Below are 23,888 nucleotides of genomic sequence, written 5' to 3' on the forward strand. Positions count from 1 at the left end.
TATCCGCTCCATGATGGAGCATTGTTTCTTGCTGGCACATGAAAGAGAGTTATCGTTCTTAAAGGGAGTAGTTCCTGCAGAAAGCATCGGAACCTATGGTAAAGATGGTTTAGTGGATTGGTCGGCCGACATGGCCATATTGAACCTCGTAGAAGACGAGCCGGTTGTTTACCTGATGAATATCATCCGTAAGATTGAGCAACACATCATCAGCTATACGAATACCAATGACTTGGTATGGAAAGAGATCGCTGCCGACGAGGATGTTATGGAGCAATCGATATTGACCTGGTTGACCATTATTGGAGAGCTGAAATATGAAGGCTATGCGGATATACTGAATTCATTGGGGTGGTTGATTGAATGCTACGGGATGGTGATCTGGAACCTAGCTTATCAGCAGATCCTAGGATTAGAAGATGTATTTCTTGAAACTGAGCTGGAATACTACACTTGGGATGGCGACGCTCAATCGTTGGAAATAGTAAACGAAAATGCCTTATTTCTCTTAGGCATCTATGCCGACATTCAGTTGGATGCGGCACAAATTGAACAATTTAAAACTGAATACAATGGGAAAGTATAAAAATGGCGTACATGGCCGATTTTCTGGAAAAATAGGAAATGTAGTGGGAGTGACTAGACGTGGAGTTGACTACATTCGAAGCGTTCCGGATATCCGGGTTGACAACCCTTCGGAAAAACAGATCCGGCAGCGGAAAATTATGGCGATGATCAGTAGCTGGCTTAAACCTATCAAATCTATCATAGCGATTGGTTTTAAAGTCTTCACTGGTAGTAAAACTCCGATAAATCAAGTGTTCGCTTTGATTTTTAAAGAAGCCCTGATCGTTAATGGAAATGAGATCAGCATTAATTACAAAAACGTAGTATTAAGCAAAGGAGAATTACTAGCATCATTTGTATTTGAAATCTTGTCGATGATCGATTCACTACTGAATATTAAATGGCAAAATTTCAATGCCTCAATTTATAATAAAAGTGATGACAAAGCAACGTTTGTTATATATAACCCTACAAAAGACAAATTTGTCTCGTTTGTAGGAATAGCTGATCGAGAAGCAGAGCAGGCAGAATTGAAATTGCCAGCGGAGTTTTCAGGTGATACGGTGCATTGTTGGATGCAGTATGTGGATGTTGCGGGTGATATGGTAAGCACGAGTACTTACCTGGGTGAGATAGTGGTAGGGTAGAGTAGGAGTTGTTGCTTGTTAAGTTGTCCGCTGTGAAGTAGGCAGAAAAGTTCTTTGACGTATTTTTAAATTTTAGATATGGGTTAACCGAGAGATCCATTATTCTGCTTTCATTGATAAAAAGGGCAGATTCTGATTCCATTTGTATAAGTTAGTGATATTAACATCTAAAAGGAATCTATTCTCTTTCGCGCCAATTTAAGTAAGCTCCTGTGGCTCAAAATCACACATCCTGCAGACAGGCATATGCTTAATGTCGGTCAGCGCCGAAATAAAAAAGGGGAGTCCCTTATACATGAGTGCCGGATCATTCATAAAAACGGAAGCATTAGGTGGATTGAGAATAGCATCATTCCTACCCTAGATGGTTCAGGAATGTTGGTTAAGTTAGGTGGCATAATCTTCGCGCCCCTGTGGCCAATATTATCGGGCTGAGTGACATCCTGGAATCCCTGGACATTTCAACACAACAACTGGAGGTTGTAGGCCATCTAAAGCAATCCGTTTGCTTATTAGACAAGAAAATCCGCAAACTAAACGTGATACTGAGTGTAAAGGAGCAGGTTGTTCCGGAGCACGAAAACGTTTATTTTTATAAGTTGCTTAAAGATGTCAATGATTGCCTTGACGGTTCGTTAAAGAAAAAAAGCATCGAGGTCTATGGCAATCGGACTTCGTAGAGAAGGTGCCGTGACGGATATCTATGTTAAGTCCATAATCAGGAGAAATTATTTAGAAGTAGTATTTATTGGTAAAGGGCAATTGACGCATTCGGGCATCAGTTTTAGCATATTAGGACTACATAAGTATTTGAACGATGGATTGATTAATCCAAACATGGGGCTGTTCATGGTAAAACGTCAGATTGAAGTCTTGGGTGGCACCTTTCAAATCAAAAGTGATCTAAATATTGGTACTGAATTCAATATGCTGTTCCCATTGAAGAGAATATACTCAACTTAAGGGAAAGTGATACACTGAAGAAATAGTTGAGTGATTAGTTGGTTTCCTAATTTTATTACGTGGAGATTGCCTACAGATAAGCAAATATGATTATTAAAGAAGTTATTTTGAGGTGCTCCCCTATCTGGATGATAAAATTTATATATGATGACATGCTAAAATTTGCATGCCAATTGGCGGAAGTTTCCGTTTTAGAGGAGGAGAAGAAGCTAGACCACCTAGAATATCTGGGAAAGCATCATGATTTCCACATCCATCAAATTGTACAACACATGATTCATACCACAAGGTGCTTGCTTAATTATGCTTATATAAATAACATAGATATAGAAAGTTTAAATGAGGGGGATAACGATTATGAACAAGCAAAAGCAACTTGGGCAGTTGTGACTGCCCAGCGTAATGATGATCCGATAGGGTATAGAGATTTGACTTTTGGCTATAGCGACAATAGCTACATGTATTGTATAGCCGTCTGGAACTGTGCATACCAGATTTTGCTTAATGAAAATGATGTGTATAATGATACTATTGGACAATTTGTAGAAGGTGTAGAAGAATTAACAAATCGTGAAATCACTTTAGGTGATGAGAGAACTCAGCCACTTTTCAAGTTGATTTCTCAAATAGGTGATTTTCGTATCCACTTATAAATCAATTTCTACGGGGCTAGTTACTACTAATATATTTCTTTGCTGAGCAATTACTGCATCTATATCTTTTTACTTTTAGCCAAAAAAATATGTGTTTTACGATTACTCCTCTTGGGATGCGAGTATCCAGTATTCCTGATTTACATCTTGGACACTGATTATACGATACAGTCTTGTCAATCCAGCTATTGTCAGAAACATTATTCATAATCAATAATTAATTTAATTTGTTGTTTTCTTGAAAACCCTAATTTCAAGATTAGTTTGTAGTACTTAATAAGTAAGTCTTACATGTAAATTTGCAAAATAAATATAGTTTGTCATAATATTTTCGACTAAATAATGCAAAATAATGATAGTCTTAGTGTATTAATTACACTTTATAAAGGAATTGTTAATTTAATGAGAAATTATGTGAGAAAACCGTGAAATATTGAGTATTAAATTGTTTACCATCCTAATTTTTTCTACTTTTGTGTTAAAGGACGGAAGACCTTTTGCTCCTTGAATTAAGATAATATTGGAAACAAATTCCCAAACTTAAACAATGTTCTCTATTTTTAAAAAGAAAACTTTAGTGACTAACATCGAATGGCTCGGTGTAGATATGCATTCTCATCTTTTACCTGGGATTGATGATGGATCTCCCGATGTGGAGCAATCAGTTAAATTGATTAAGGGATTAAATGAGCTTGGGTTTTCGAAGTTCATTTGTACACCCCATATTTTTAAGGAACTTTATCCTAATACGAATGAGACAATTTTTCTAGCGTTGGAGGCTACGAAAGTGGCTCTAAGGAAAGCAAATGTTAGTGTTGAAATTGCTGCCGCAGCTGAGCATATGATTGATGAAAATTTCGAAGTTAAAGAGGGATTAATGGTCCTGCCGGGCAGTTACATTTTGGTGGAAATGTCTTATTTAAATGAAGCGCCTAATATTGAGAAATTTATCTTCGATTTGCAGATTAAGGGCTATAAGGTGATTTTAGCACATCCAGAAAGATATAACTTTTATCACCAAGAGTATAGGAGATTTCACAGGTATAAGGATATGGGGGTTTTGTTTCAGTTAAATTTACTTTCTGTAACAGGTTACTACGGGAGAGAAGTCAAAAGAACCGCAGAATATCTTTTAGAAAAAAAGTGTTATGATTTAGCAGGAACTGATTTACATCATTTTAAGCACATGGAAGCCTTGAAAAAATGTGTTCAAAATGGATATCTATATAACAAAATTGGTTCCTATAGATTTTTAAACAAGCAGCTTTTTCCAATTTAAAGTTACTCACAAATGAGTTCCTAAAACACTTTATGTGTTAGCCAAAAAAATATTTGTAATCTATTTCATTTGAGAATTTAAATTATTGTTATGAACCGTTTACTATCAGCCCAATGTCTCCGCCTTATACTTGTGTTAGCCATGTTAGCTTTTAGCTCTTGCGAGACTACAAAAAATGTTCCCTACTTTAAAGACATACCGCTTGATGAGCAATCAGTTCTGGATAAATCAAGTGTTTTCAAGGAACCTATTATTCAGTCAGATGATATCATGTCGGTTTCAATTTTCACAACGGATCCTACGACTTCGATGATCGTTAATCAGGCCGGTTCTCAGGCAATAAATTCATCCTCAATGCAATCTTCATTGTCTGCCACACCAGCAAATGCTGGTTTTTTAGTAGATAAAAATGGAGAAATTGACATATCTGTAGTCGGTAAAATTAAGATTGCGGGCTTAACCACTTTCCAAGCAAAGGATTTAATAAGAGATAGAGCGTCAATTGTTTTTCAAAAGCCTAACGTGCAGGTGCGTTTTGCAAATTTTAAGATTACTATATTGGGAGAGGTAGCTCGACCTGCTTCATATGTCATACCGAATGAGCGAGTAAATATATTAGACGCCTTAGGTCTTGCAGGTGACTTAACCATATTCGGAAAAAGAGAAAATGTGCTTCTAATTAGAGATGCAAACGGTAAAAAAGAAGTCGCGAGGTTAAACTTAAATTCCTCTGATATTTTCAAAAGTCCATATTATTACTTACGTCAAAATGACGTTTTGTATGTGGAACCAAACAAAGGCAAGGCTGCTTCATTAAATCAGGCTAGAACGCAAACTTTTGCTGTGATAGGTTCTGCCTTATCAGTTCTTGTTGTTTTGTTCACTAGACTGTAATACTTAATTTATTACCAGAAGAAAAATGAATACCAATAAAGAGAACTTAAACCAGAATATTGAACAAGGTCTAGACATAAAACAATTATTAGGAAAATTGATATCTAATTGGTATTGGATTGTACTTTCTGTTTTGGTATGCCTTGCGCTTGCCTTCGTTTATTTACGATACAAGACGCCTATCTATAAAATTTCAGCTAGGGTATTGGTTACAGATGAAAAAAAGGGAGCTGGCTTGATGGGTGGTGATGCACTCCTCGGAGATTTAGGTGGATTATTAGGTACTAAAAGTACTGTAGATAACGAAGCGGAAATTCTTAAAACTAGATTTTTGATGCAGCAGGTAGTCATTGATATGAACCTAAATATCACTTATTTCAGAAAAGGGCGCATTACCAAGATTGAGTTATATAAATCTCCATTTGCTGTCCAACTTATTAATGCTGTGGATACGATAAAATCTACAAAAGTAGAGGTTAATATTCTAAAAAATAGTAGCCTGAAAATTAGCTCTGGCGAACTTGATACAGTGGTACAATTTAATAAGGCATTCAAAATGCCTGACGTAGGGGTGATCAAGATTGTACGGAACTCTAACGAGCCTATATCTTATTTGGGATACGGTTTCAGCATTAGTTCTGTCGATGCTAAGGTTGCGAGTCTTTCCGAGGATCTTAATGTGGAGGTAAAAAACAAATTAATCACTATTATCGACTTATCATTATCCCATCCTATACCGAAGAAAGGTGAGGATATTTTGAGCAAGCTAATCGAAAAATATGTACAAGCAAATCTAAAGGATAAAAACGAAGTTGCAGACAGCACGGTTAAGTTTATTAGAAATAGACTGAGCTTCATAGGTCAGGAGCTAGGAGATCTTGAGGGTAATATTCAAGGATTCAAACAGAAAAATAATTTGGCAGATATGTCGGAACAATCTAAGCTGTTGGTTCAAAATACAAGTGAGTTTATGAACGAACTATCTAAGGTTGAAACTCAAGTAAGTATTTTGCAAAGTCTTAAGGAATTTTTAAAAGATGATTCAAAAAATAAGAGAGTTTTACCAAGTTCTTTGATTCCTGCAGATTTTGTGTTTAATGGCGCAGTACAAAAATATAATGAATTATCCCTCGAACGAGCACGTCGCTTGATTGGAGTAACAGAAGAAAACCCACAGATTATACTGATAGATAAAGAGATTTCAAACGCAAGGGCAGATATTGAGTCGAATTTAACAACCACACTGAATGGCTTGATTATTACCAGGAACAAGATCCGCAGCCAAATGAATCAAGCAGAATCTCAAGTCAGAGATGTACCTCAGATTGAAAGAAATTATTTGAATTTAGCTAGGCAGCAGCAAATAAAACAGGAGCTGTACATTTTCCTAATGCAAAAGAGCGAGGAAACAGCTATTTCGAAGACTTCTACGATTGCTAATTCCAAGACCATAGATCCGGCTAAATCAGAAGTTGACCCATTTAGTCCTAAAAGGAAGATGTTTTTTATCCTTGCCATCATTGCAGGTTTGGCAATTCCGATTGGTTTAATCTATATTAAAGACCTTTTAAACGATAAAGTGCGAACAAAGGATGATATAATACAAATAACGGATGTTCCTATAATTGGGGAGATAAGCCATAACGAAGAAAATGATAATCTAGTTGTGGCAAACAGCTCTAGATCTGCTGTCTCCGAACAATTTAGGGCATTACGAACTAACTTGTCATTTTATTTCAAAAATGAAAGTGAAAAGGTAGTTCTATTGACATCAAGTATGTCCGGTGAAGGAAAATCGTTTGTTGCTATAAACCTTGGTAATATTTTGGCTCTTTCAAACAAGAAAGTATTGTTAATGGAATTGGATTTGCGAAAGCCAGGATTATCAGCTAAGGTTGGTATATCAAACACCATCGGATTTACCAACTACATAATTGATCAAAAGTTATCGATTGATGACATTGTTAACCCCCTTTCACTCAACGATAATTTATACATATTAAGTTCAGGTCCTGTTCCTCCAAATCCTGCAGAAATGTTGCTAGATGACAAGACAACATTTCTTCTAGACGAATTAAAGAAGAGATTCGATTATATTATTATTGATGCACCTCCAATTGGTATTGTTACTGATGCACAATTAATGAGCAAACACGTAGATGTCTGTATGTATCTTGTTAGACAAAATTATTCTTTTAAACAGCAGTTAAACATTGTTGAAGATTTATACAAGAATAGTAAAATGAAGAATATTGGAATCGTTGTCAACGATATTCAAGCTTCGAATTCATATGGCTATGGTTACGGTTATGGCTATGGTTATGGTTATGGTTATGGTTATGCCTATGGCTATGGTACTTATGGAAATGAACAGAAAGATGTAGGAGCACTTACTCGCATCAAGAATTTATTCAAATCTTAAACTAGTTCAAATCAAAAATGATTAATCCCTTATTTAGCATTATCATCCGCTCATTTAACGAAGAGAAGCATATTGGTAAGCTGATTAAAGGGATACGCCAGCAGTCAGTTTTCAATGAAGTTGAAATCATACTTGTAGACTCCGGTTCTACAGATAATACCGTAAGTATTGCCAGTGAGTTGGGAGCAGTTATTGTTAGTATTATGCCAGAAGATTTCTCTTTTGGAAGGGCATTAAATATAGGATGTAGAAAAGCTAAGGGAAAGTTTTTAATACTTGCAAGTGCTCATGTATACCCTATATATGACGATTGGGTTGAAAAGATGACTGCACCATTCAAAAATGAAAAAGTGGCACTTGTTTATGGAAGACAAGTGGGGAATGAAGTCTCTAAATATTCAGAATTGCTATTATTCAAAAAATGGTTCCCTGCGCACTCAAATTACGAACAAAATATTTCCTTCTGTAATAATGCCAATGCAGTTATAAGAAGATCTCTTTGGGAAGAACTTCCTTATGATGAACAACTGACGGGCTTGGAAGATTTAGATTGGGCAACAAAGATTCAGGAAAAAGGGTACGTTATTGCTTATGAAGCTTTTGCAGCGATTGTACACGTTCATGAAGAAACGCCTTCCCGTATTAAAAACAGATATATGCGAGAAGCAATTGCCTTAAAGAGTATATATCCAAAAGAGAAATTTACGCTGTGGAGTTTCATTAGGTTGACTAATTCAAATATCTGGTCCGACGCAGTTCATGCAGTGCATGATAGAAGATTTTTTCAAGAAATTCTATCTATTATAATGTTTCGTACGCTTCAATTCTGGGGAACATATCTTGGCTATAATATGAAATCCAAACCAGATGAAACACTGAGGATGAGGATGTACTACCCGAATAATTTTCGGAAAAAGTTATTTCAGAAACGGGTGGATGAAAGTAAAATGGGTTTTGGGCAAAAAATTGATTATTCAGAGTAACGACTTATATATATATGAAAAGAAATAGAATTACAGCCGTCGTGCCAATGCGTCACTCTAGTGAGCGGGTGCCGGGCAAAAATTACCGAGATTTTGCGGGTAAACCTCTTTTTCATCATGTAGTTCAGACTCTTTTGGACTGCAGCCAGATAGACCAGGTAGTCGTAGATACTGATAGCCCGATTGTGATTGATCAATGTGCTAAAAGCTTTCCTACTGTTCTAGTTCTTGAACGTCCTGAAAATTTAAGAGACGGATCTATTCCTATGAATGATGTTCTATTAAATACGATTAATCAGGTGCCATCAGAATTTTATCTGCAGACTCATAGTACTAATCCATTACTCAGCACAAAAACTTTAAGTGAAGCAATAGCTAAGTTTTTGGAACTGTATCCTTTGTATGACTCGTTGTTTTCAGTAACCAGAAGGCACGTAAGATTTTGGGACAGTCTGGCTAGACCGATAAATCACAACTCTAATATCTTGTTAAGAACACAAGACTTGCCTCCCATTTTTGAGGAGAATTCTTGTTTCTATCTGTTTACAAAAGCAATTTTAGAGAGAAAGCATAATAGAATAGGTGACAGACCCTTCATGTACGAGCTTCCGGAAGCTGAAGCCCAAGATATTGACGTCGAGTTGAATTTCATTATGGCCGAATTACTATTTAAAAACCTTAATAATCTATAATAATGAAAGTACTTGTTACTTGCCCACCCATGCTTAAAGCTATCGATCAGCTTAAATATATATTTGAAGAGAGAAATATTGAACTCGTTACTCCAGAAGTCATCCAGGTTTTAACCGAGGAGGAGCTAATTCAATTGGTTCCTACTGTTGATGCTTGGATAATTGGGGATGACCCTGCTACCGAAAAGGTTTTTACGGCTGGAAAGGCAGGGAAACTCCGCGCAGCAGTTAAGTGGGGAGTTGGTATTGATAACGTTGATTTTAAAGCATGTGAGAAGCTGGGCATTCCCATAGAAAATACGCCAAGAATGTTCGGTAATGAGGTGGCAGATATGGCGATGGCATATTTCACTGGTTTGCTAAGAGACAGTTATAAGGTCGACCGTGAGGTGCGTGCGGGAAATTGGATAAAGCCACCCGGTATGTCTTCAACAGACAAGACTGTTGCTTTGATTGGCTTAGGAGATATCGGTTTAGGGGTAGCTAGACGGTTGAAGGGTTTTGATGTTAAAATTAATGCCTACGATCCGTTTAGTAAACTGTCAGCAACCGAGGCCGGAGTAGATCAAATTATTCTTTTCCCTGAATTTCTTGGTGATGCGGATTTTGTTATTGTTACTTGTGCGCTAACACCATCCAGTTACCACATGATAAACGCTGATGCTATTGAGATGATGAAAGATGGAGTTAAGCTCATCAATGTTGCAAGAGGGCCTTTAATAGATGAGCCCGCATTAATTGCAGCACTGAAAACAGGAAAGGTAAGTGCAGCTGGGTTAGATGTTTTTGAAGTTGAGCCACTTTCCTTAGATAGTGAATTACGTCGATTTGAGCAATGTATCTTCGGGACACATAATGGATCAAACACTAAGGAAGCGGTTTTGCGAGCTAGTTATAAAGCAATTGATATTTTATTTGGTTTTTTAGGTATAAAATAATATGAGTAATAAAAAAACTGTTGTAATTACTGGCGTATTAGGTGGCATTGGCAGACAATTAGCAAAGACATTTCAAGAAAATGATTATAATGTTATTGGGTTAGATATAAATGATTCGGAGACCCCACATTGCAACAAATTTTTTCAATTCGATCTTAATAGATACTGTTCAGATCCTGCATATAAGAAAATAATGGAGAACACCTTTGATATGGAAATACCAGAATTGTTTTTGCTTATTAATAATGCAGCAGTACAAATCTTAGGAAGTCTTTCTGAAATTCAACTAGCAGATTGGAATCATACATTAAATGTGAATTTGACTGGACCATTAATGCTTAGTCAATTTTTCTTGGCCCGGTTAGACAAGTCTATTGGATCAATAATAAACATAGCTAGCATTCATCAGCAGCTGACAAAAAAGAGGTTTGTTGCCTATGCAAGTTCGAAAAGTGCATTAGTCGGACTGACTAAAGCGATGTCAGTAGATCTCCAAGGAAGAGTAAGAGTAAATGCAATCAGTCCAGCCGCAATTGATACCCAGATGCTTAGAGACGGCTTCGGCAACGATGAAGCAAAAGTCAAGTTATTAAATGAAATGCACCCAAGCCAGAGAATTGGTAAACCTCAAGAGGTTTCACAATTAGCACTGCTACTAGCGGAGGATAAGTTAGGATTTATTAATGGCGCAAACTTGAAGATTGATGGCGGGATAAGTAATGTTTTGAAAGACCTAGAATAACAATATTTTATATCAAGCGAATGACGGTCACAGCTAAGGATAATTTCTTCAGAAAAAGGATTGATAAGTATTATACACCAACGATTGCAACCTGGTTTGGTTTTTTTGCGAGAGCAATAAGCTTTGTACTTGTATTACCTGTTTTGTTAAATAAAATAAATCCTGAACGTATTACGGTTTGGTATTTGTTTGATAGTATCCTAGTATTTCAACTTCTCTTGGACACAGGGTTTAGAGTTACTCTAGTTCGACTTGTGGCCTATGCTTTTGGTGGAAAAAATATCTTTGAAGCTAACAGTGAAAGCAATGGTAAGCCTCATTGGGTACTAATTTGGACTCTATATACAATTTTTCGGAAGTACTACATGGTGATAGCTTTGATTTTTCTTGTGCTATTGGGAAGCATTGGGACACTTTCATTGATGAACCCTATATCTAAAATTAATGAGCAATCTGATGCTTGGCTTGCTTGGGGGCTCTTATTGATCACGACAACAGTTAGAATGTATTGTGGCGTTTACATTTCTGTATTAGAAGGACTAAACAAAATAATTTTTCTTAGAACTTTAGATGCGTTAAGTGCAATTGCAGCAGTCATATCTGCGTTTATTGTGCTGTATTTTTTCCAACCAAGCTTATTAAATCTAGTTTGCTGTTACCAATTTTGGCTACTTTTTAATTGTTTAAGAGACAAAAGGGTAATAGATAAAGTTTTTAAGGCTCAATCAATCAATAAACAAGATCTTTTCTTAATTACGCCTGAAGACAAAAAAAGAGAGATTTTAGTTCCTTCTGTTAAAACAGGATTTTCTTCTTTGTTTTCTTTGGGAACTAATCATGCTACGAATATAGCGATGGCTCAGTTTACTAAAGCCTCCGTATTGGCGCCTTATCTATTGGCGTTCAGAATCGTTTATATGATCCGAGATTTATCTATGGCTCCCTTTTATAGTAAAATTCCTTTTCTTTCGCAATTGAGGGCTAAAAATAAGAATGAGGAATTATTGGAGAATGCCAGAAAGGGTATGCTGATGAGCTATTTGGTGTTTGTTTTAGGCGTTTTGGCATGTGGTTTTTTATTCCCGATTGCCTTGAAGATCTTTAAAAGCCAGACTTCATTTGTTGATTCTAAAACATGGGTACTAATGGGCTTTGCATTTATGTTACACAGGTATGGAGCGATGCATGTGCAATTGCAAGTGGTGGGAAACGTCATTAAGTCGCATATTGCAGATGGAGTTAGCGCAGGTATTTATGTGGTAACTTTGTTTTTGTCGTATAAATACTTTGGTATTGCTGCAATTCCAGTTTCATTAATAGTTTCTTATCTGAGCTTCTATTGCTGGTATGCAGCCTGGATCTCTATAAAGACTTACAAAATAAATTTATTAAAATTCGAGGCTAAAGGATTTCTTTTAGCTCTTGCATTTTTTGTGGTCGGTTCATTTTTTCTAATATATTTTTATTCATGAAAAATTTTATTAAATCATTATTAAGAATTGCAAGGTTTCGAACCTTTAACCAGACAAAAAATCAGCAATCCTTAAAGCTTGTGTTAACTGACCTAGATAAGGCAGAAGCTAACGTCGAGACTACTGACGCAATTATTGAACGCTTAAAATTCTTTGAGATAGCTTTTGAGGTAGTTGGAGATTCAGATTTGACTTTAGCTGACTATTTAAATTATAAATTGATTGCTTTCATTAATAAGCCCCCTCATAGGTTGCTTAGGTTCAAATATAAACATGTTTTTATATTGAATCACCAAACAAACTACGACGAGGGTTGGGAATATCACCGAATTTTGACTTTGCAGAATGAGACAGAAATATTGCTGAATAGAGTAAAAGTAAGAAAGGTGTTGGAAAAGCGCAAAGATGACTTGCGACTTAAGTTTTCAAAGGCATATATACTTGGAACTGGTCCGTCGCTTGAGAAAGCTGATACCATTGATTGGAGCGATGGAATAAGAATCGTAAGTAATACAATTGTAAAAGACGCAAGCTTATGGAGGCATATCCAGCCTCATTTCATTGTCGCAGGAGACGCTATTTATCACTTTGGAATTTCTGATTTTGCCATTAGTTTTAGAAAGGACTTACAAAAAAGATTGTCGGAAACAACTGACACGCTTTTTGTTTTTCCTGAGATTCACTATAAATTTTTATTGAAAGAATTTTCTGACTTCCATGATCGACTAATTCCAATTCCGATGGGTAGTGTTAAGACGGTTTTTAATGTCATTGAAACTAAATTTGAGCTACCAGAAATGGGTAATGTTCTTAATCTATTATTGTTGCCTTTAGCTTGTTATTTTTCAAACAATGTCTTTCTTTGGGGATTTGACGGCAGATCTCCTGATGCTAAGTTATTTTGGACAAACTCTGATAAGCAGTTTTATACAGATTTGGTTCCACAATTAAAAACATTGCATCCGGCTTTCTTCGAATTTCTTGTTCCTGCTAATAACCCAGCTCAATATGTTAATAATGTACATGGCGATGTGCTTGAGATGATGTTGAAAGAGGCTGAGGATAATGGTAAGAAATTTAATATGATGCATTTTAGTTATACAAAAGTGCTAATGGATAGATACTCAGAAACGAAATGAAGTTTGTTACATTTGTAATATTTGTTTTCTTAATTCATCTGGAAGTTATTCTTGGAGTTGAATTCCGTTTTCTCCCTTTAATAACAATTCTTTGTTTATACCCAAGATATTACTCCTCGGTTGCAGTCAAGTCTTTTTTTAAAAGCAACAGTTATTTTGCGGTTTTTGGATGTATGTTAATTATAGGAATGATTAGAAGCAACTATACGACGATGACTTTTGAGAATCTGTCTGCTGTAGTATTAAGAGTCTTATTCTTTATAAGTTTTATTTTCATCATAGTCTCCATTGGATATAAACAGAAAAATGTCTATAAATTAAATTTTTACAAAAGTATCTATTATCTGTTATTACTTCCTTCCATCTTGTACTTTGCTTTAAATTTTGCTTTATATATACTTGGTATTAAAGCAAGACAATCTGGATTGGTTGACGATAGCATTGATGCTGCAGTAGTTTTATCAAATATCGGCATAGAAACAAATAGGGTTCGGTTCCCCCTTTCAACTAGCTTTAATAATTATGCGTTTAATTTAGCAATTATAGTATTAGTCTTGCTGTTTTTCTTATTCGTGCAAAAAAAAAGGAATACTTTTATGTTTGCTTCTGTAATTTTGTGCTTCATTAAGCTTTTGTTGATTGATACCCGCATAGCCTTGATTCTGCCTATTATCCTAACCATTGTAATGGTTTTTTTCAAAGGTGCCTTTCTAAAGGCATCTAAGCCTTTATTCTTAGCGCTTTTGCTTGCAGGACCTCTTATATTTCTGTTCCTAGTACCTTATATTAGCGAGTTACTTGGATTGGATGCAATTGCTAGGTCAGCTGATGATATAAAATCTGGGAATTTCCGGGCAGTTATCTGGGGATTGTCGTTTCTGTACTTTTCCAATTTCAAAATGTTAGATCTTATAGGCCTGGGTGAATATGGACATTATGGAAGTGGTCAATCTTTGAAATGGTCAGGAGAATTTGTTAATTATGAAAACGAAGCTTTTAATGCCACTTCTCATAGCTCCTTGTTTACTATTTTATATGATTACGGTTATATAGGACTTATAATTTATGTTGTTTTCTTTGTGAAAGTATTCAACTCAGTTTCGGCTTTGGGAAAGAATCGGAATTATAAACTTTTAATTAGCGCTGTTTTAGTTTTCGTTGCATGGGCTGGTGCAAGTGAGTCATTACTAGGATTTTATTTTGAAAACTTTTTATTTATGCTCTTTATATTAATTATTGTTTTTATCGTTCATTTCAAGGAGTCGGAATCAGAAATAATCTCTGAGATTCCCATGAAATTAACCTCTTAACGAATCACATGTCTAGGACTTCTATCTTGATTATTTCTCCATTGGCTTTTCACGAAAACGTTGGTAATGCCGGAGCTAAAACAGTTAATTTTTACACTACCAAATTTATAGAGGAAGGATGTTTTGATATAACAATTTGTTACTTAGGAGACAATGATAGTGATTATTCCAAGATGATAAGTCAATTTAGTAAAGTAAAAATTTACTCTGTATTTGCTACTAAAGGACTAATACTTAAAAGTTATGATTATTTCCGATTTAAATTTTTATACCCATTCCTGAAAGCCTTCTCCCCAAAGTACTATATTACAGATAATTTTGCGAAAGAGAGGCTTGTAAGAGGTATAAATAATTTGAAGCTAGCTGGATTAAATCCTTACATGATAATAGTTGAATTTCCACGTATAATTTATTGGATAGACGAGATAAAGACGGTCTTTCCCGAAAGTAAAACCGTTGCCTCGTGTCATGACGTAACCTTCCAATCGGTAGAGCGCTATTTTCAACAGAAACATAGTAATAAGTATTTTTCTAAAATTTACATTGATCAATATAAAAAAATGGAAATCAAGCATTTAAATAGCTTTGATCATGTTGTCATTCTGAATGAAAAGGATCGGTTGCTGTTGATAAACGAACCAACGTTTTCAGTCAAAGATACATATGTCATATCCCCATTTTATGACTCTTATCAAATCAATCCGGTCATAGAAAAAAAAGATATAATGTATTTTGGTGCTCTAGGCAGGGTTGAGAATGTGCAGGCTCTTCGTTGGTTTTTAGAAAATGTTTGGGAAAAACTGGATAATCTTTTTTTGGGTGCCTTGAAGTTTATTGTTGTAGGTGGAGGTTTGAATGACGTTACTAAAGCCGAGTTCTCAAAATATAATAATGTTGTATTAAAAGGTTTCGTGAAGGATCCGACCACCATTTTTAGTGGCTGTTTTTGTTCTGTCGTTCCACTGATGCTTGGTGCAGGCATCAAAATAAAAGTTTTAGATGCAATGAAGTCTGGAATTCCTGTCATCACCAATAATGTAGGTATAGAAGGAATTCCTGGCGTTGACGGTTTACACTATTTACATGCAGAAAATGCTCATGATTTTTATCAACAAGTAGTTAAGCTTTCCAATGATAAAGAACTGCAAAAAAAACTAGCTTTAGGTGCACGTTTGATGGTAATAGAGAATTTTAATTATAGAACTAGTTACGACTTTTATAAAAATCAACTTCTTGAATTGGCAAATAAATATGACTATGCAAATTAATAATCTCGCTATCATCATTCCGGCTTATAAACCAGATTTTTTAAATCAAGCGTTGGAATCGATAGTTCATCAGACTTGTAAAAGATTTACTTTATATATCGGAAATGACGCAAGTCTTTATGACCTTGAACCTATTGTAAACTTATACGTCGATAGGTTAAATATCGTCTACAAAACGTTTTCAGCAAATATGGGGGGGGGTGACTTGGTTGGTCAATGGAATAGATGCATTGAAATGACTCAAGATGAGGAGTGGCTATGGTTGTTTTCTGATGATGATATAATGTCAGAAAATTGTGTCGAGTCGTTCTATTCAACTATTGAAAAGGATCAATCTGTAGCGCTGTTGCATATTAATATTGACATAATAAACGAAGTGGGTGACGTTTCGCATCAATGCAAGCCCTTTTCAGAAAACATGCATGGCGTTAATATTTTTTCGGAGAAAATTAAATTGAAATTGTCAAGTACAATAGTTGAGTATATTTTCAAGCGCAGCCTTTTTGAAAGTAGAAATGGGTTTGAAAGGTTTGATTTGGCGTGGGGATCTGACGATGCGACTTGGATAAAGTTTGCTGGTCTCGATCCAATAAAAACAATACCATATGCGAAAGTTTATTGGAGATTAAGCACTAAGAATATTTCCGCTTCTGTGACTGATAGCTCAATTGTTACTAGGAAAGTGTTAGCTAATGTGGAGTACTTACAATGGGCTAAGATATTTTTCAAACAAAACCGTATTCCGGATCCTACGAATAGCTTTGAAAAATTAAAATGGATACTTCAAACTGTCAAGCAATCGCCCTTAAGACTTATAGAGAAAATAAGGTTAAACAATATAGTTTCTGAAAATGCTCAATTTGGATTTCTCACATCTCTACTTGGTGCTATGTATTTGGGTCTTTCAGAGCTTAAATTTTTTTTTAAAAATTATAAATAATTAGCTGATATCAGATGTTAACTTTTAGTGTTATTATTTGCACCTACAATCGCTGTGACCTTCTTAAAGAATCATTAGTGTCTATCTTGAGTATAATGCCTGATAACGGAAAATATGAATTGATAGTAATAGACAATAATTCTACTGACAATACAAAAGAAACTGTACGTAACTTCACAAACGTGAGGTATGTTCTTGAAGCAAATCAAGGTTTATCATATGCTCGCAATCGGGCTATTAAAGAATCGCAGAATACAATACTCTTATTTTTGGACGATGATATAGAACTTAATTCTAACTACTTCGAAATATGTAAAGCCCTTTATTCGGAAAGCGATTGTAATATTGTTGGCGGTAAAGTCCTTCCATACAAAGTTCAAATACCTCACTGGTTGGCTCCAGAGTTTTATTATCTATCTAGTGTGTTTGATCTTGGAAACCAGCCTATGGATGTATCAAAGGTGATGGGCGCAAACTATACCATGCGGAAAAGTGTAGCAGTCGAAGTTGGCGGTTATAATATAAATCTTGGAAGAAAAGGGAAAAATTTAGCTGGTGGGGAGGAAGTGGAATATCTTAATAGAGCTAAATCTAAAGGCTATAAAATTAATTATGAACCAAACCTCGTTGTTTATCATAAGATTAACGAAAAATTAGAACAGGAATACATACTTTCCTACGCCTTTCAACACGGTCAGTCTGAGGTGTTGGTTGATCTTGGAATGAGCAAGTTAAGATTTAGCCTAAAAATAGTAAAAGCTTTGTTAGTGACGGCAATGACAAAGATGAGAATATATAGATATTCTGATTTACAGAAGGACATGTCTGCCCAGATAAAATCTAAATATTTCAGTGGCTATATAAAAAGTGCATTATTAATAGGTCATAAATTCTAAGAGACATATGTTCAAATTAATAATCTTATTCATACTTATATTTTCTGGAACTTTAGTTAGAGGACAGCCAACACCCGTTATTTTAGGTGCTTACTACTTTGATGGATGGACAGGAGCCTATCCATACCATATCACACCGCTTTTAAGAACTACTTATAAAAATAGAATGCCAAAGTGGGGTTGGATTACTAGCACTCAAAAGATCTTTGATGAGCAAGTCAAAATGGCTCGTAATGCGGGCCTTTCATTCTTTAGTTTTTGCTGGTACAACTCAGGCTCAGATAATTATAAAGCAGAACCATTAAACAACGCACTTGCACTTTTTAAAAAGTCGAAGGTTTCCACTGGATTCAAATATTGCTTAACCATAGTTAATCATCAGGGGTTTAGTATATCACAAAAGGAATGGAAAACAGTTGAGCCGGTGTGGATAGATCATTTCATGTCCGGTAATTATTTGAAAGTTGACGGTAAGCCCTTGTTGATTATTTTTTCCGTCAAATTATTGGTTGACGATTTTGGATCTATAGACTCGGTTCGAGCAGCCTTTGCTTCAATTAGAGCTAAAGCGATAAAAAATGGACTTAACGGAGTGTCTATTGCAACGTGTTTATCGGCTGAAAAATCAGAAATACGTCTAGCCGAAATGGTCGGCGTGGATTTAATTACAGGATATAATTACCATAATGCAGGACTGAAGTCAAAGAAATTACAGGTGCCGATAGATAGTATGCGAATTAATGAGTTCCATTTATGGACAAAAATTTCTAGTATGTCAAAGTTAAAGTATCTACCAGTAACGACTTTGAATTGGGACCCGCGACCATGGGCAACTAATGAAAATAGATATGATACGAAGCCGTACTTCGTTGGGTATTCTGGACTTTCTACCTATAGGTCCGTAAAAGGATTAATATCATGGTTGCGGATAAATTCATCAAAGACCAGCACTGAAAAAATTGGGTTGATATATGCATGGAACGAGGTGGGGGAAGGCGCATATTTAACTCCGTCTGTAAGCGGATCAAAACTAATTTCTGGAGTCAAAAAAGCAATAATTGAAAGTAAATGAAAGGTAAAAAAATAAGGATTTTAGTAGATTCGCATATTTTTGATCAATCTTTTCAAGGCACGGCAACGTACATTCATGGTCTTTATACTGAGCTTGTAAAGTTTGAGGAGTTTGAAGTTTCACTATGTGCTCACGACGTTGAGAATCTTCAGGTTTTATTTCCTGACACCAGGTTTAAGTTTGTAAAACTTCAAGGGCATTCACGGATTAAAAGACTGTTTGTCGAATATCCGAAAATAATTAAAGAAGGTGGTTACGATTATGCACACTTCCAATACATTGTACCTTTTGTAAAAAATTGCAAGTTCATAAATACGGTACATGATCTATTATTTCTGGATTTTAAACAACATTTTCCGTGGTCTTATCGGATAAGTAGAAAAATACTTTTTCTACTTTCGGCAAAGCGTTCGGAAGTTATACTGACTGTTTCTGAATACTCAAAACTTGATATTCATAACCGATTCTCAATCGCTTTGAACCGTATTCATGTCACTCCAAATGCCGTGTCGGAGAGTGAGTCTTCGAAGATTGATATTGCCGAGAAATATGGCATCAACAAATATATTCTTTTTGTGAGTAGATACGAACCTAGAAAGAATCACATTGGATTATTAAAAGCATACTTACAATTAGAATTGTACGAACAAGGTTATAAATTGGTACTAATTGGAAGTAAAAAAGAAAGTATCGAAATTGATGCTTATAAAGATGTTCATGCGCTTATCGAAGAAGCAATTAAGCCTAATATATTTTTCCTTGAAGGGATCGGGTGGAGTGATTTGCATGCATTTTATCAGCAGGCGGAATGCTTCGTTTACCCATCTTTAGCTGAAGGCTTCGGAATACCCCCGATCGAAGCTGCTGTGAATAATTGCAAGGTAGTATGCTCAAATCAGACGGCCATGTCAGAATTCACCTTTTTTAAATATTTGTTTAATCCCAATACTCCTGGAGAGCTTGCTGCAACTTTGTCAATCGCCCTTAACGATTGTAATTATCCTTTTGCGGAAATAAAGCAAGCAGTTGACGCAAAATTCAACTGGACATCTATAGCAGGTAAGTTTTCCGATATCTTAATTGACGACTTAAAATTTAATACGAAATGATTGTAGCGATAATTGGTACCCGAGGTATTCCAAACCATTATGGAGGCTTTGAGCAATGCGCTGAATACTTAGCAGTGGGACTTGTTAAGCGAGGTTTTGAAGTAATAGTCTATAACGGACATGACCATCCGTATCAAGATAATTCATGGAACGGTGTACAAATTGTACATTGTTACAATCCTGAAGAAAAACTCGGTACACCAGGACAATTTATTTATGATTTCAATTGCATTCTAGATGTTCGAAAACGTAAGTGCGACATAATCCTACAGTTAGGTTATACAAGCAGTTCAATTTGGGGATGGTTACTTCCTAAAAAAAGCGTAGTGACTACTAATATGGATGGTTTAGAGTGGAAAAGAACCAAATACTCAAACCGAGTAAGAAAATTCTTGAAGTATGCTGAGAAATTAGGTACAAGATACAGTGACCACTTAATTTCTGATTCTATCGGTATTCAAGATTACATGTTTGACAAATACAAAAAAAGCTCGACCTTCATTGCATATGGTGCAACTTTATTTGAGAGTCCTGCCGTAAATTGTTTAGAAGAATATAGCATTCAGCCACATTCTTACGATATGCTAATTGCTCGCTTGGAGCCTGAAAATAGCATTGAAATAATTCTTGACGGTGTTCAAGCTGCAGGGATGAGCCGGCCTTTCTTAGTAATTGGTAATCATAAAACGCCTTATGGAAATATGCTTAAGCAAAAGTTTGCGAAGGTGAAGAATATAAAATTCACAGGAGGAATCTACGATATTGAGGTTCTTAATAATCTCCGATTTTATTCAAATCTATATTTTCATGGACATACTGTTGGTGGAACGAATCCGTCCTTGCTCGAAGCAATGGCATCAAGGAGCTTAATTTGCGCAAACAATAATCCATTTAATAAATATATATTGGGGGCTGACGCCATATATTTCAAAAGTGAGCAAGATGTAGCCACTTCATTATTGTCAGTTAGGAAAGAAGATTTAAATTATCAAAATATGTTGGGTTGCAATCTAGATAAGATTAAAAATCTATATGATTGGGAAATTATTATTGATCAGTACGCAATGCATTTGAATTCAATTAAAGGAATACATACTAGATGACGAAGCTAAATTTCGTTATTGGTTGTTATACGAGTCCAACTTCGGATATAGGTTTGTCTTTTTTTGAGTTTTGTTCGGATACGATTGACATTCAAATAATAAGCACCTTACAAGTGGCAAACCCCTCATACTGTTTAACATCAGGAGATTTGCTTCTAGCAGTCAATGAAAGCGGAACGGATGATGATAAAATTACAGTTCTGAATATTAGTAACTTATCAGCTCCAAAGATTTTAGGCCAGTATAGTTCCAATGGATCATCTCCTTGTTATATCTCTGCTGATAAAGATTTAAATCATGCATTTGTTGCAAATTATGGGTCAGGAAGTTTATCTGTACGTCCATTCATTTCGTTTGGAATATTAGGTACAAAGAGCCAAGTGGTCAATGAATTACCTAAAGCAAATTGTGAGTCAAATTTCCATGCTGTAATTCTTTCGCCAGATAATAAGTTTCTTTTAGTGACGAACTTGGGAACAGATACAATATCAGTATTTCAATATAATAAAAACGCAATCCATGAAAGTGTTCAAACTTCCAGCGTCAACCAGTTTATTTTTAAGGAGCGTGTCGGCCCAAGGCATCTAATTTTTTCAAATGATGGAGAATTCGTGTATGTCATTGGAGAGATAAATGCTAACATATATGTTTTTAAGTGGAACAATGGGATCCTGAAATTAAAGCAGGAAGTACCTTTAATGAATAAGGATTACATGGGCGCTAATAGTGCAGCTGATTTGCATTTAATGCCTTCTGGAGACTTCTTGCTTGCCTCAAATAGAGGAGACGCTAACCAAATCGCGGTCTTTTCAGTAAATAAGGTAACGGGTGAATTAACGTATTCGTCCAGCTTTGATACAGGGGGGGTGGGTCCGAGAAACTTCGCTGTTGATCCTACTGGAAACTTTGTTTTTGCTGCAAACCAATATTCTAACCAAATAAGTATATTTCGGTTTATTAACTTGCCTACAGTTCAGCTTAAACTGCTTAAAAATTTAACGTTGCCATCACCAGTATTCATAAAATTTTTTTAAAAGCTTCTTTTTAATTTGGTTGCCAGGCCAAAGGAGTTCCTCAGCAGATGACCATTGTCAAAGGCTGTTACAAAGCCTAACTGATATTTATTGCCTATATTTTTTAGGGCTTCTAAATAATACGAAGACTGCGCTACAGATTTAAAAATGTTGTTATTTTGCTCACTCCTAATCGAACCCGTAGAACTGCCATATTTGCTTGTACCGAATGTTCCATAGTTCCATGACTGTGTTAGCTTTGTTTTAAAGCTCCAATTGTATATTTCACCTTCAAAGCCTAAATGGACTGCAATGACACGATTATTTGAAAAATATTCGATTTCACGTTCTGCCTGCCCATCCCTTACATCGTCTCTTTTTGATATTAAAGGATTGCCTAAACCACTTCCTTTATAAGACCAGCCTTCCTTATAATAAAAACTATTATAATAGTCTTCATCTCCAGACTTCGTTGGTATAGACCAGGGATAGCCTGCTTGATCTTTGGAATAGAAAAGCTCAATAAGCATTTTCTTCCATTGAAGGGATCCGTTAGATGGATGCATCTTTATATTCTCAATTGCTGCTCCGTTAAGTCCATCACGGATATTCGCGAGTTTAGATAAAGCCCCTACATCATAGAAATTTTGCCTATAGATTAATAGTTTCAAACTATTAAATTTATACTCAGCCCCGACGTCTATTGACCCTATCTGATTCCCAATCTTCGATTTCGGCACGCCCAGACTACCATAGGCTTTTCCCGTTGCAACATAAAAAAAAGTTTCTAATGGAGATAGTTTAAAATTTGATCCATAAGCTGACCTTTCATTTCCCCAAAATACTTGATGATTAAATCCACCGATAAGATTCAGGTTCCAATTTGCCTTACCTAATCGTATATATAATGATTTTTGGTGAAAAAAAGTCTTTGGCATGTTGTTATTAATGTAGAAGACTTCTTTGCTCGGAGGCAGCGATTCAATGCTATCTAAAATTCGGGCAGATCCAACCCATCCATGGCTAAAGCTACCTTTCAATGAAAACAATCCCTTAAAGAATGGGAGTCTCCAATAGCTAGGAATTGATAATTCGATTTTTGGAATTCCTAAAGCATTTCCCGATTGCGCAAAATTACCTGAACTTAATATGGTATCACCATTTAAACCCATTACATCCTTGGTTCTACCTACCTTAAGTTGAAAAATATTAAACTTCGCTTTTCCGTAGGCCTCAATTATTGTTGCGGTAGATTGCTGTCCAACATTTACCCTACTTTCGAAACCAAACCCCCAATCAAATAACTTTGGTTGATTTGAGGAGTATTGCTGGGCAGACGATTCATATTCTTTCATGAAATTTGCTGTCAAAGCTGATGAAAGTCCAGTAATTGGCACGGAGCCATACTGATTTGATCTCATCCAGAAAGGAATATCTTTCGTGCTAGACGCAATCGCTTGAACCTCAAAAAACGATTTAAGTGAGCGTACCTGAGCACTGACTTTATTGCTTTGCATAGTGAATATAATTCCCACTAGCGCTAAATAACCAAAATTTCTGTTTTGTGATAGATACATGTTTTCTTTAGTAACGCCTTAGTCAATACTTTTCAAACCTCTTGGTATACAGGACTAAGTATTGTAACGATAGCAATACGAATATATAAAAAATTGCCTCAGGATAAGGTGATGTGTAAAAATCACACTAAGTATTCATCATTTTTGAGTAACCATTTAGGTTGTGTTTTGAGGAAGCAATAGTAAAGAAAGCATTAATAATAGCCTGT

24 protein-coding genes are annotated in these 23,888 nt (G+C 35.7%); 23 read left to right on the forward strand and 1 reads right to left on the reverse strand.

Features of this window, described 5'->3' with window-relative positions; translation table 11 throughout:
- The 23 genes from ACHFIZ_RS12465 to ACHFIZ_RS12575 form a co-directional block, all read left to right on the forward strand.
- Positions 1-586: hypothetical protein (locus ACHFIZ_RS12465; protein ID WP_410886305.1), on the forward strand; the 586-nt coding region annotated here is incomplete at its 5' end.
- On the forward strand, positions 573-1,214 hold the full coding sequence (locus ACHFIZ_RS12470; RefSeq protein ID WP_410886307.1) for a DUF6266 family protein: 642 nt from the start codon (positions 573-575) through the stop codon (positions 1,212-1,214). The genes ACHFIZ_RS12465 and ACHFIZ_RS12470, both read left to right, overlap by 14 nt.
- Positions 1,215-1,436: 222 nt before the next feature.
- The gene (locus ACHFIZ_RS12475) at positions 1,437-1,649 is read left to right on the forward strand and encodes a PAS domain-containing protein (protein ID WP_410886542.1); all 213 of its coding nucleotides are present in this window, start codon (positions 1,437-1,439) and stop codon (positions 1,647-1,649) included.
- The gene (locus tag ACHFIZ_RS12480; protein WP_410886309.1) at positions 1,628-1,894 is read left to right on the forward strand and encodes a hypothetical protein; all 267 of its coding nucleotides are present in this window, start codon (positions 1,628-1,630) and stop codon (positions 1,892-1,894) included. The genes ACHFIZ_RS12475 and ACHFIZ_RS12480 overlap by 22 nt, the downstream gene beginning before the upstream one ends.
- A complete protein-coding gene (locus ACHFIZ_RS12485) occupies positions 1,875-2,177 on the forward strand; it encodes a hypothetical protein (RefSeq protein WP_410886311.1) in 303 nt (100 codons plus the stop codon). Before ACHFIZ_RS12480 ends, ACHFIZ_RS12485 begins: the two co-directional genes overlap by 20 nt.
- Before the next feature lie 152 nt (positions 2,178-2,329).
- Positions 2,330-2,830, forward strand: a complete 501-nt coding sequence (locus ACHFIZ_RS12490) for a hypothetical protein (RefSeq protein ID WP_410886313.1) — start codon at positions 2,330-2,332, stop codon at positions 2,828-2,830.
- 547 nt (positions 2,831-3,377) lie between these two features.
- Positions 3,378-4,109: a tyrosine-protein phosphatase gene (locus tag ACHFIZ_RS12495; protein WP_410886315.1), complete on the forward strand. Its 732-nt coding sequence runs from the start codon at positions 3,378-3,380 to the stop codon at positions 4,107-4,109.
- Between the two features lie 90 nt (positions 4,110-4,199).
- On the forward strand, positions 4,200-5,003 hold the full coding sequence (locus ACHFIZ_RS12500) for a polysaccharide biosynthesis/export family protein (RefSeq protein ID WP_410886317.1): 804 nt from the start codon (positions 4,200-4,202) through the stop codon (positions 5,001-5,003).
- A gap of 25 nt (positions 5,004-5,028) precedes the next feature.
- A complete protein-coding gene (locus ACHFIZ_RS12505) occupies positions 5,029-7,425 on the forward strand; it encodes a GumC family protein (protein WP_410886319.1) in 2,397 nt (798 codons plus the stop codon).
- Between the two features lie 17 nt (positions 7,426-7,442).
- Entirely contained in the window at positions 7,443-8,408 is a 966-nt protein-coding gene (locus ACHFIZ_RS12510) for a glycosyltransferase family 2 protein (RefSeq protein ID WP_410886321.1), read from the forward strand.
- Between the two features lie 14 nt (positions 8,409-8,422).
- The gene (locus ACHFIZ_RS12515; RefSeq protein ID WP_410886323.1) at positions 8,423-9,100 is read left to right on the forward strand and encodes a cytidylyltransferase domain-containing protein; all 678 of its coding nucleotides are present in this window, start codon (positions 8,423-8,425) and stop codon (positions 9,098-9,100) included.
- A gap of 2 nt (positions 9,101-9,102) precedes the next feature.
- Entirely contained in the window at positions 9,103-10,038 is a 936-nt protein-coding gene (locus ACHFIZ_RS12520) for a phosphoglycerate dehydrogenase (RefSeq protein ID WP_410886325.1), read from the forward strand.
- 1 nt (position 10,039) lies between these two features.
- Positions 10,040-10,780: an SDR family NAD(P)-dependent oxidoreductase gene (locus tag ACHFIZ_RS12525; protein ID WP_410886327.1), complete on the forward strand. Its 741-nt coding sequence runs from the start codon at positions 10,040-10,042 to the stop codon at positions 10,778-10,780.
- A 20-nt stretch (positions 10,781-10,800) separates the two neighbouring features.
- A complete protein-coding gene (locus ACHFIZ_RS12530; protein ID WP_410886329.1) occupies positions 10,801-12,252 on the forward strand; it encodes a hypothetical protein in 1,452 nt (483 codons plus the stop codon).
- The gene (locus ACHFIZ_RS12535; RefSeq protein WP_410886331.1) at positions 12,249-13,391 is read left to right on the forward strand and encodes a hypothetical protein; all 1,143 of its coding nucleotides are present in this window, start codon (positions 12,249-12,251) and stop codon (positions 13,389-13,391) included. The genes ACHFIZ_RS12530 and ACHFIZ_RS12535 overlap by 4 nt, the downstream gene beginning before the upstream one ends.
- Positions 13,388-14,701 (forward strand): hypothetical protein, encoded by a 1,314-nt coding sequence (locus ACHFIZ_RS12540; protein WP_410886333.1) that lies wholly within the window; start codon positions 13,388-13,390, stop codon positions 14,699-14,701. Before ACHFIZ_RS12535 ends, ACHFIZ_RS12540 begins: the two co-directional genes overlap by 4 nt.
- 8 nt (positions 14,702-14,709) lie before the next feature.
- Positions 14,710-15,969 (forward strand): glycosyltransferase, encoded by a 1,260-nt coding sequence (locus ACHFIZ_RS12545; RefSeq protein ID WP_410886335.1) that lies wholly within the window; start codon positions 14,710-14,712, stop codon positions 15,967-15,969.
- Positions 15,959-16,909, forward strand: a complete 951-nt coding sequence (locus ACHFIZ_RS12550; RefSeq protein WP_410886337.1) for a glycosyltransferase — start codon at positions 15,959-15,961, stop codon at positions 16,907-16,909. Before ACHFIZ_RS12545 ends, ACHFIZ_RS12550 begins: the two co-directional genes overlap by 11 nt.
- A gap of 14 nt (positions 16,910-16,923) precedes the next feature.
- On the forward strand, positions 16,924-17,805 hold the full coding sequence (locus ACHFIZ_RS12555) for a glycosyltransferase family 2 protein (RefSeq protein WP_410886339.1): 882 nt from the start codon (positions 16,924-16,926) through the stop codon (positions 17,803-17,805).
- A gap of 7 nt (positions 17,806-17,812) precedes the next feature.
- Positions 17,813-18,877 carry a glycoside hydrolase family 99-like domain-containing protein gene (locus ACHFIZ_RS12560; RefSeq protein WP_410886341.1) on the forward strand — a complete coding sequence of 355 codons (1,065 nt, stop codon included), beginning with the start codon at positions 17,813-17,815 and terminating at the stop codon, positions 18,875-18,877.
- Positions 18,874-19,986 (forward strand): glycosyltransferase family 4 protein, encoded by a 1,113-nt coding sequence (locus ACHFIZ_RS12565; RefSeq protein ID WP_410886343.1) that lies wholly within the window; start codon positions 18,874-18,876, stop codon positions 19,984-19,986. The genes ACHFIZ_RS12560 and ACHFIZ_RS12565 overlap by 4 nt, the downstream gene beginning before the upstream one ends.
- Complete coding sequence (locus ACHFIZ_RS12570; RefSeq protein WP_410886345.1) at positions 19,983-21,089, forward strand: DUF1972 domain-containing protein; 1,107 nt, start codon at positions 19,983-19,985, stop codon at positions 21,087-21,089. The genes ACHFIZ_RS12565 and ACHFIZ_RS12570 overlap by 4 nt, the downstream gene beginning before the upstream one ends.
- Complete coding sequence (locus ACHFIZ_RS12575) at positions 21,086-22,123, forward strand: lactonase family protein (RefSeq protein WP_410886347.1); 1,038 nt, start codon at positions 21,086-21,088, stop codon at positions 22,121-22,123. Before ACHFIZ_RS12570 ends, ACHFIZ_RS12575 begins: the two co-directional genes overlap by 4 nt.
- Here ACHFIZ_RS12575 and ACHFIZ_RS12580 read toward each other — a convergent pair.
- The gene (locus ACHFIZ_RS12580; RefSeq protein WP_410886349.1) at positions 22,120-23,619 is read right to left on the reverse strand and encodes a capsule assembly Wzi family protein; all 1,500 of its coding nucleotides are present in this window, start codon (positions 23,617-23,619) and stop codon (positions 22,120-22,122) included. The two genes, ACHFIZ_RS12575 and ACHFIZ_RS12580, sit on opposite strands and share 4 nt — an antisense overlap.
- Positions 23,620-23,888: the final 269 nt, after the last annotated feature.

It is taken from the genome of Pedobacter sp. JCM 36344 (assembly GCF_046546555.1).
GTDB lineage: Bacteria > Bacteroidota > Bacteroidia > Sphingobacteriales > Sphingobacteriaceae > Pedobacter.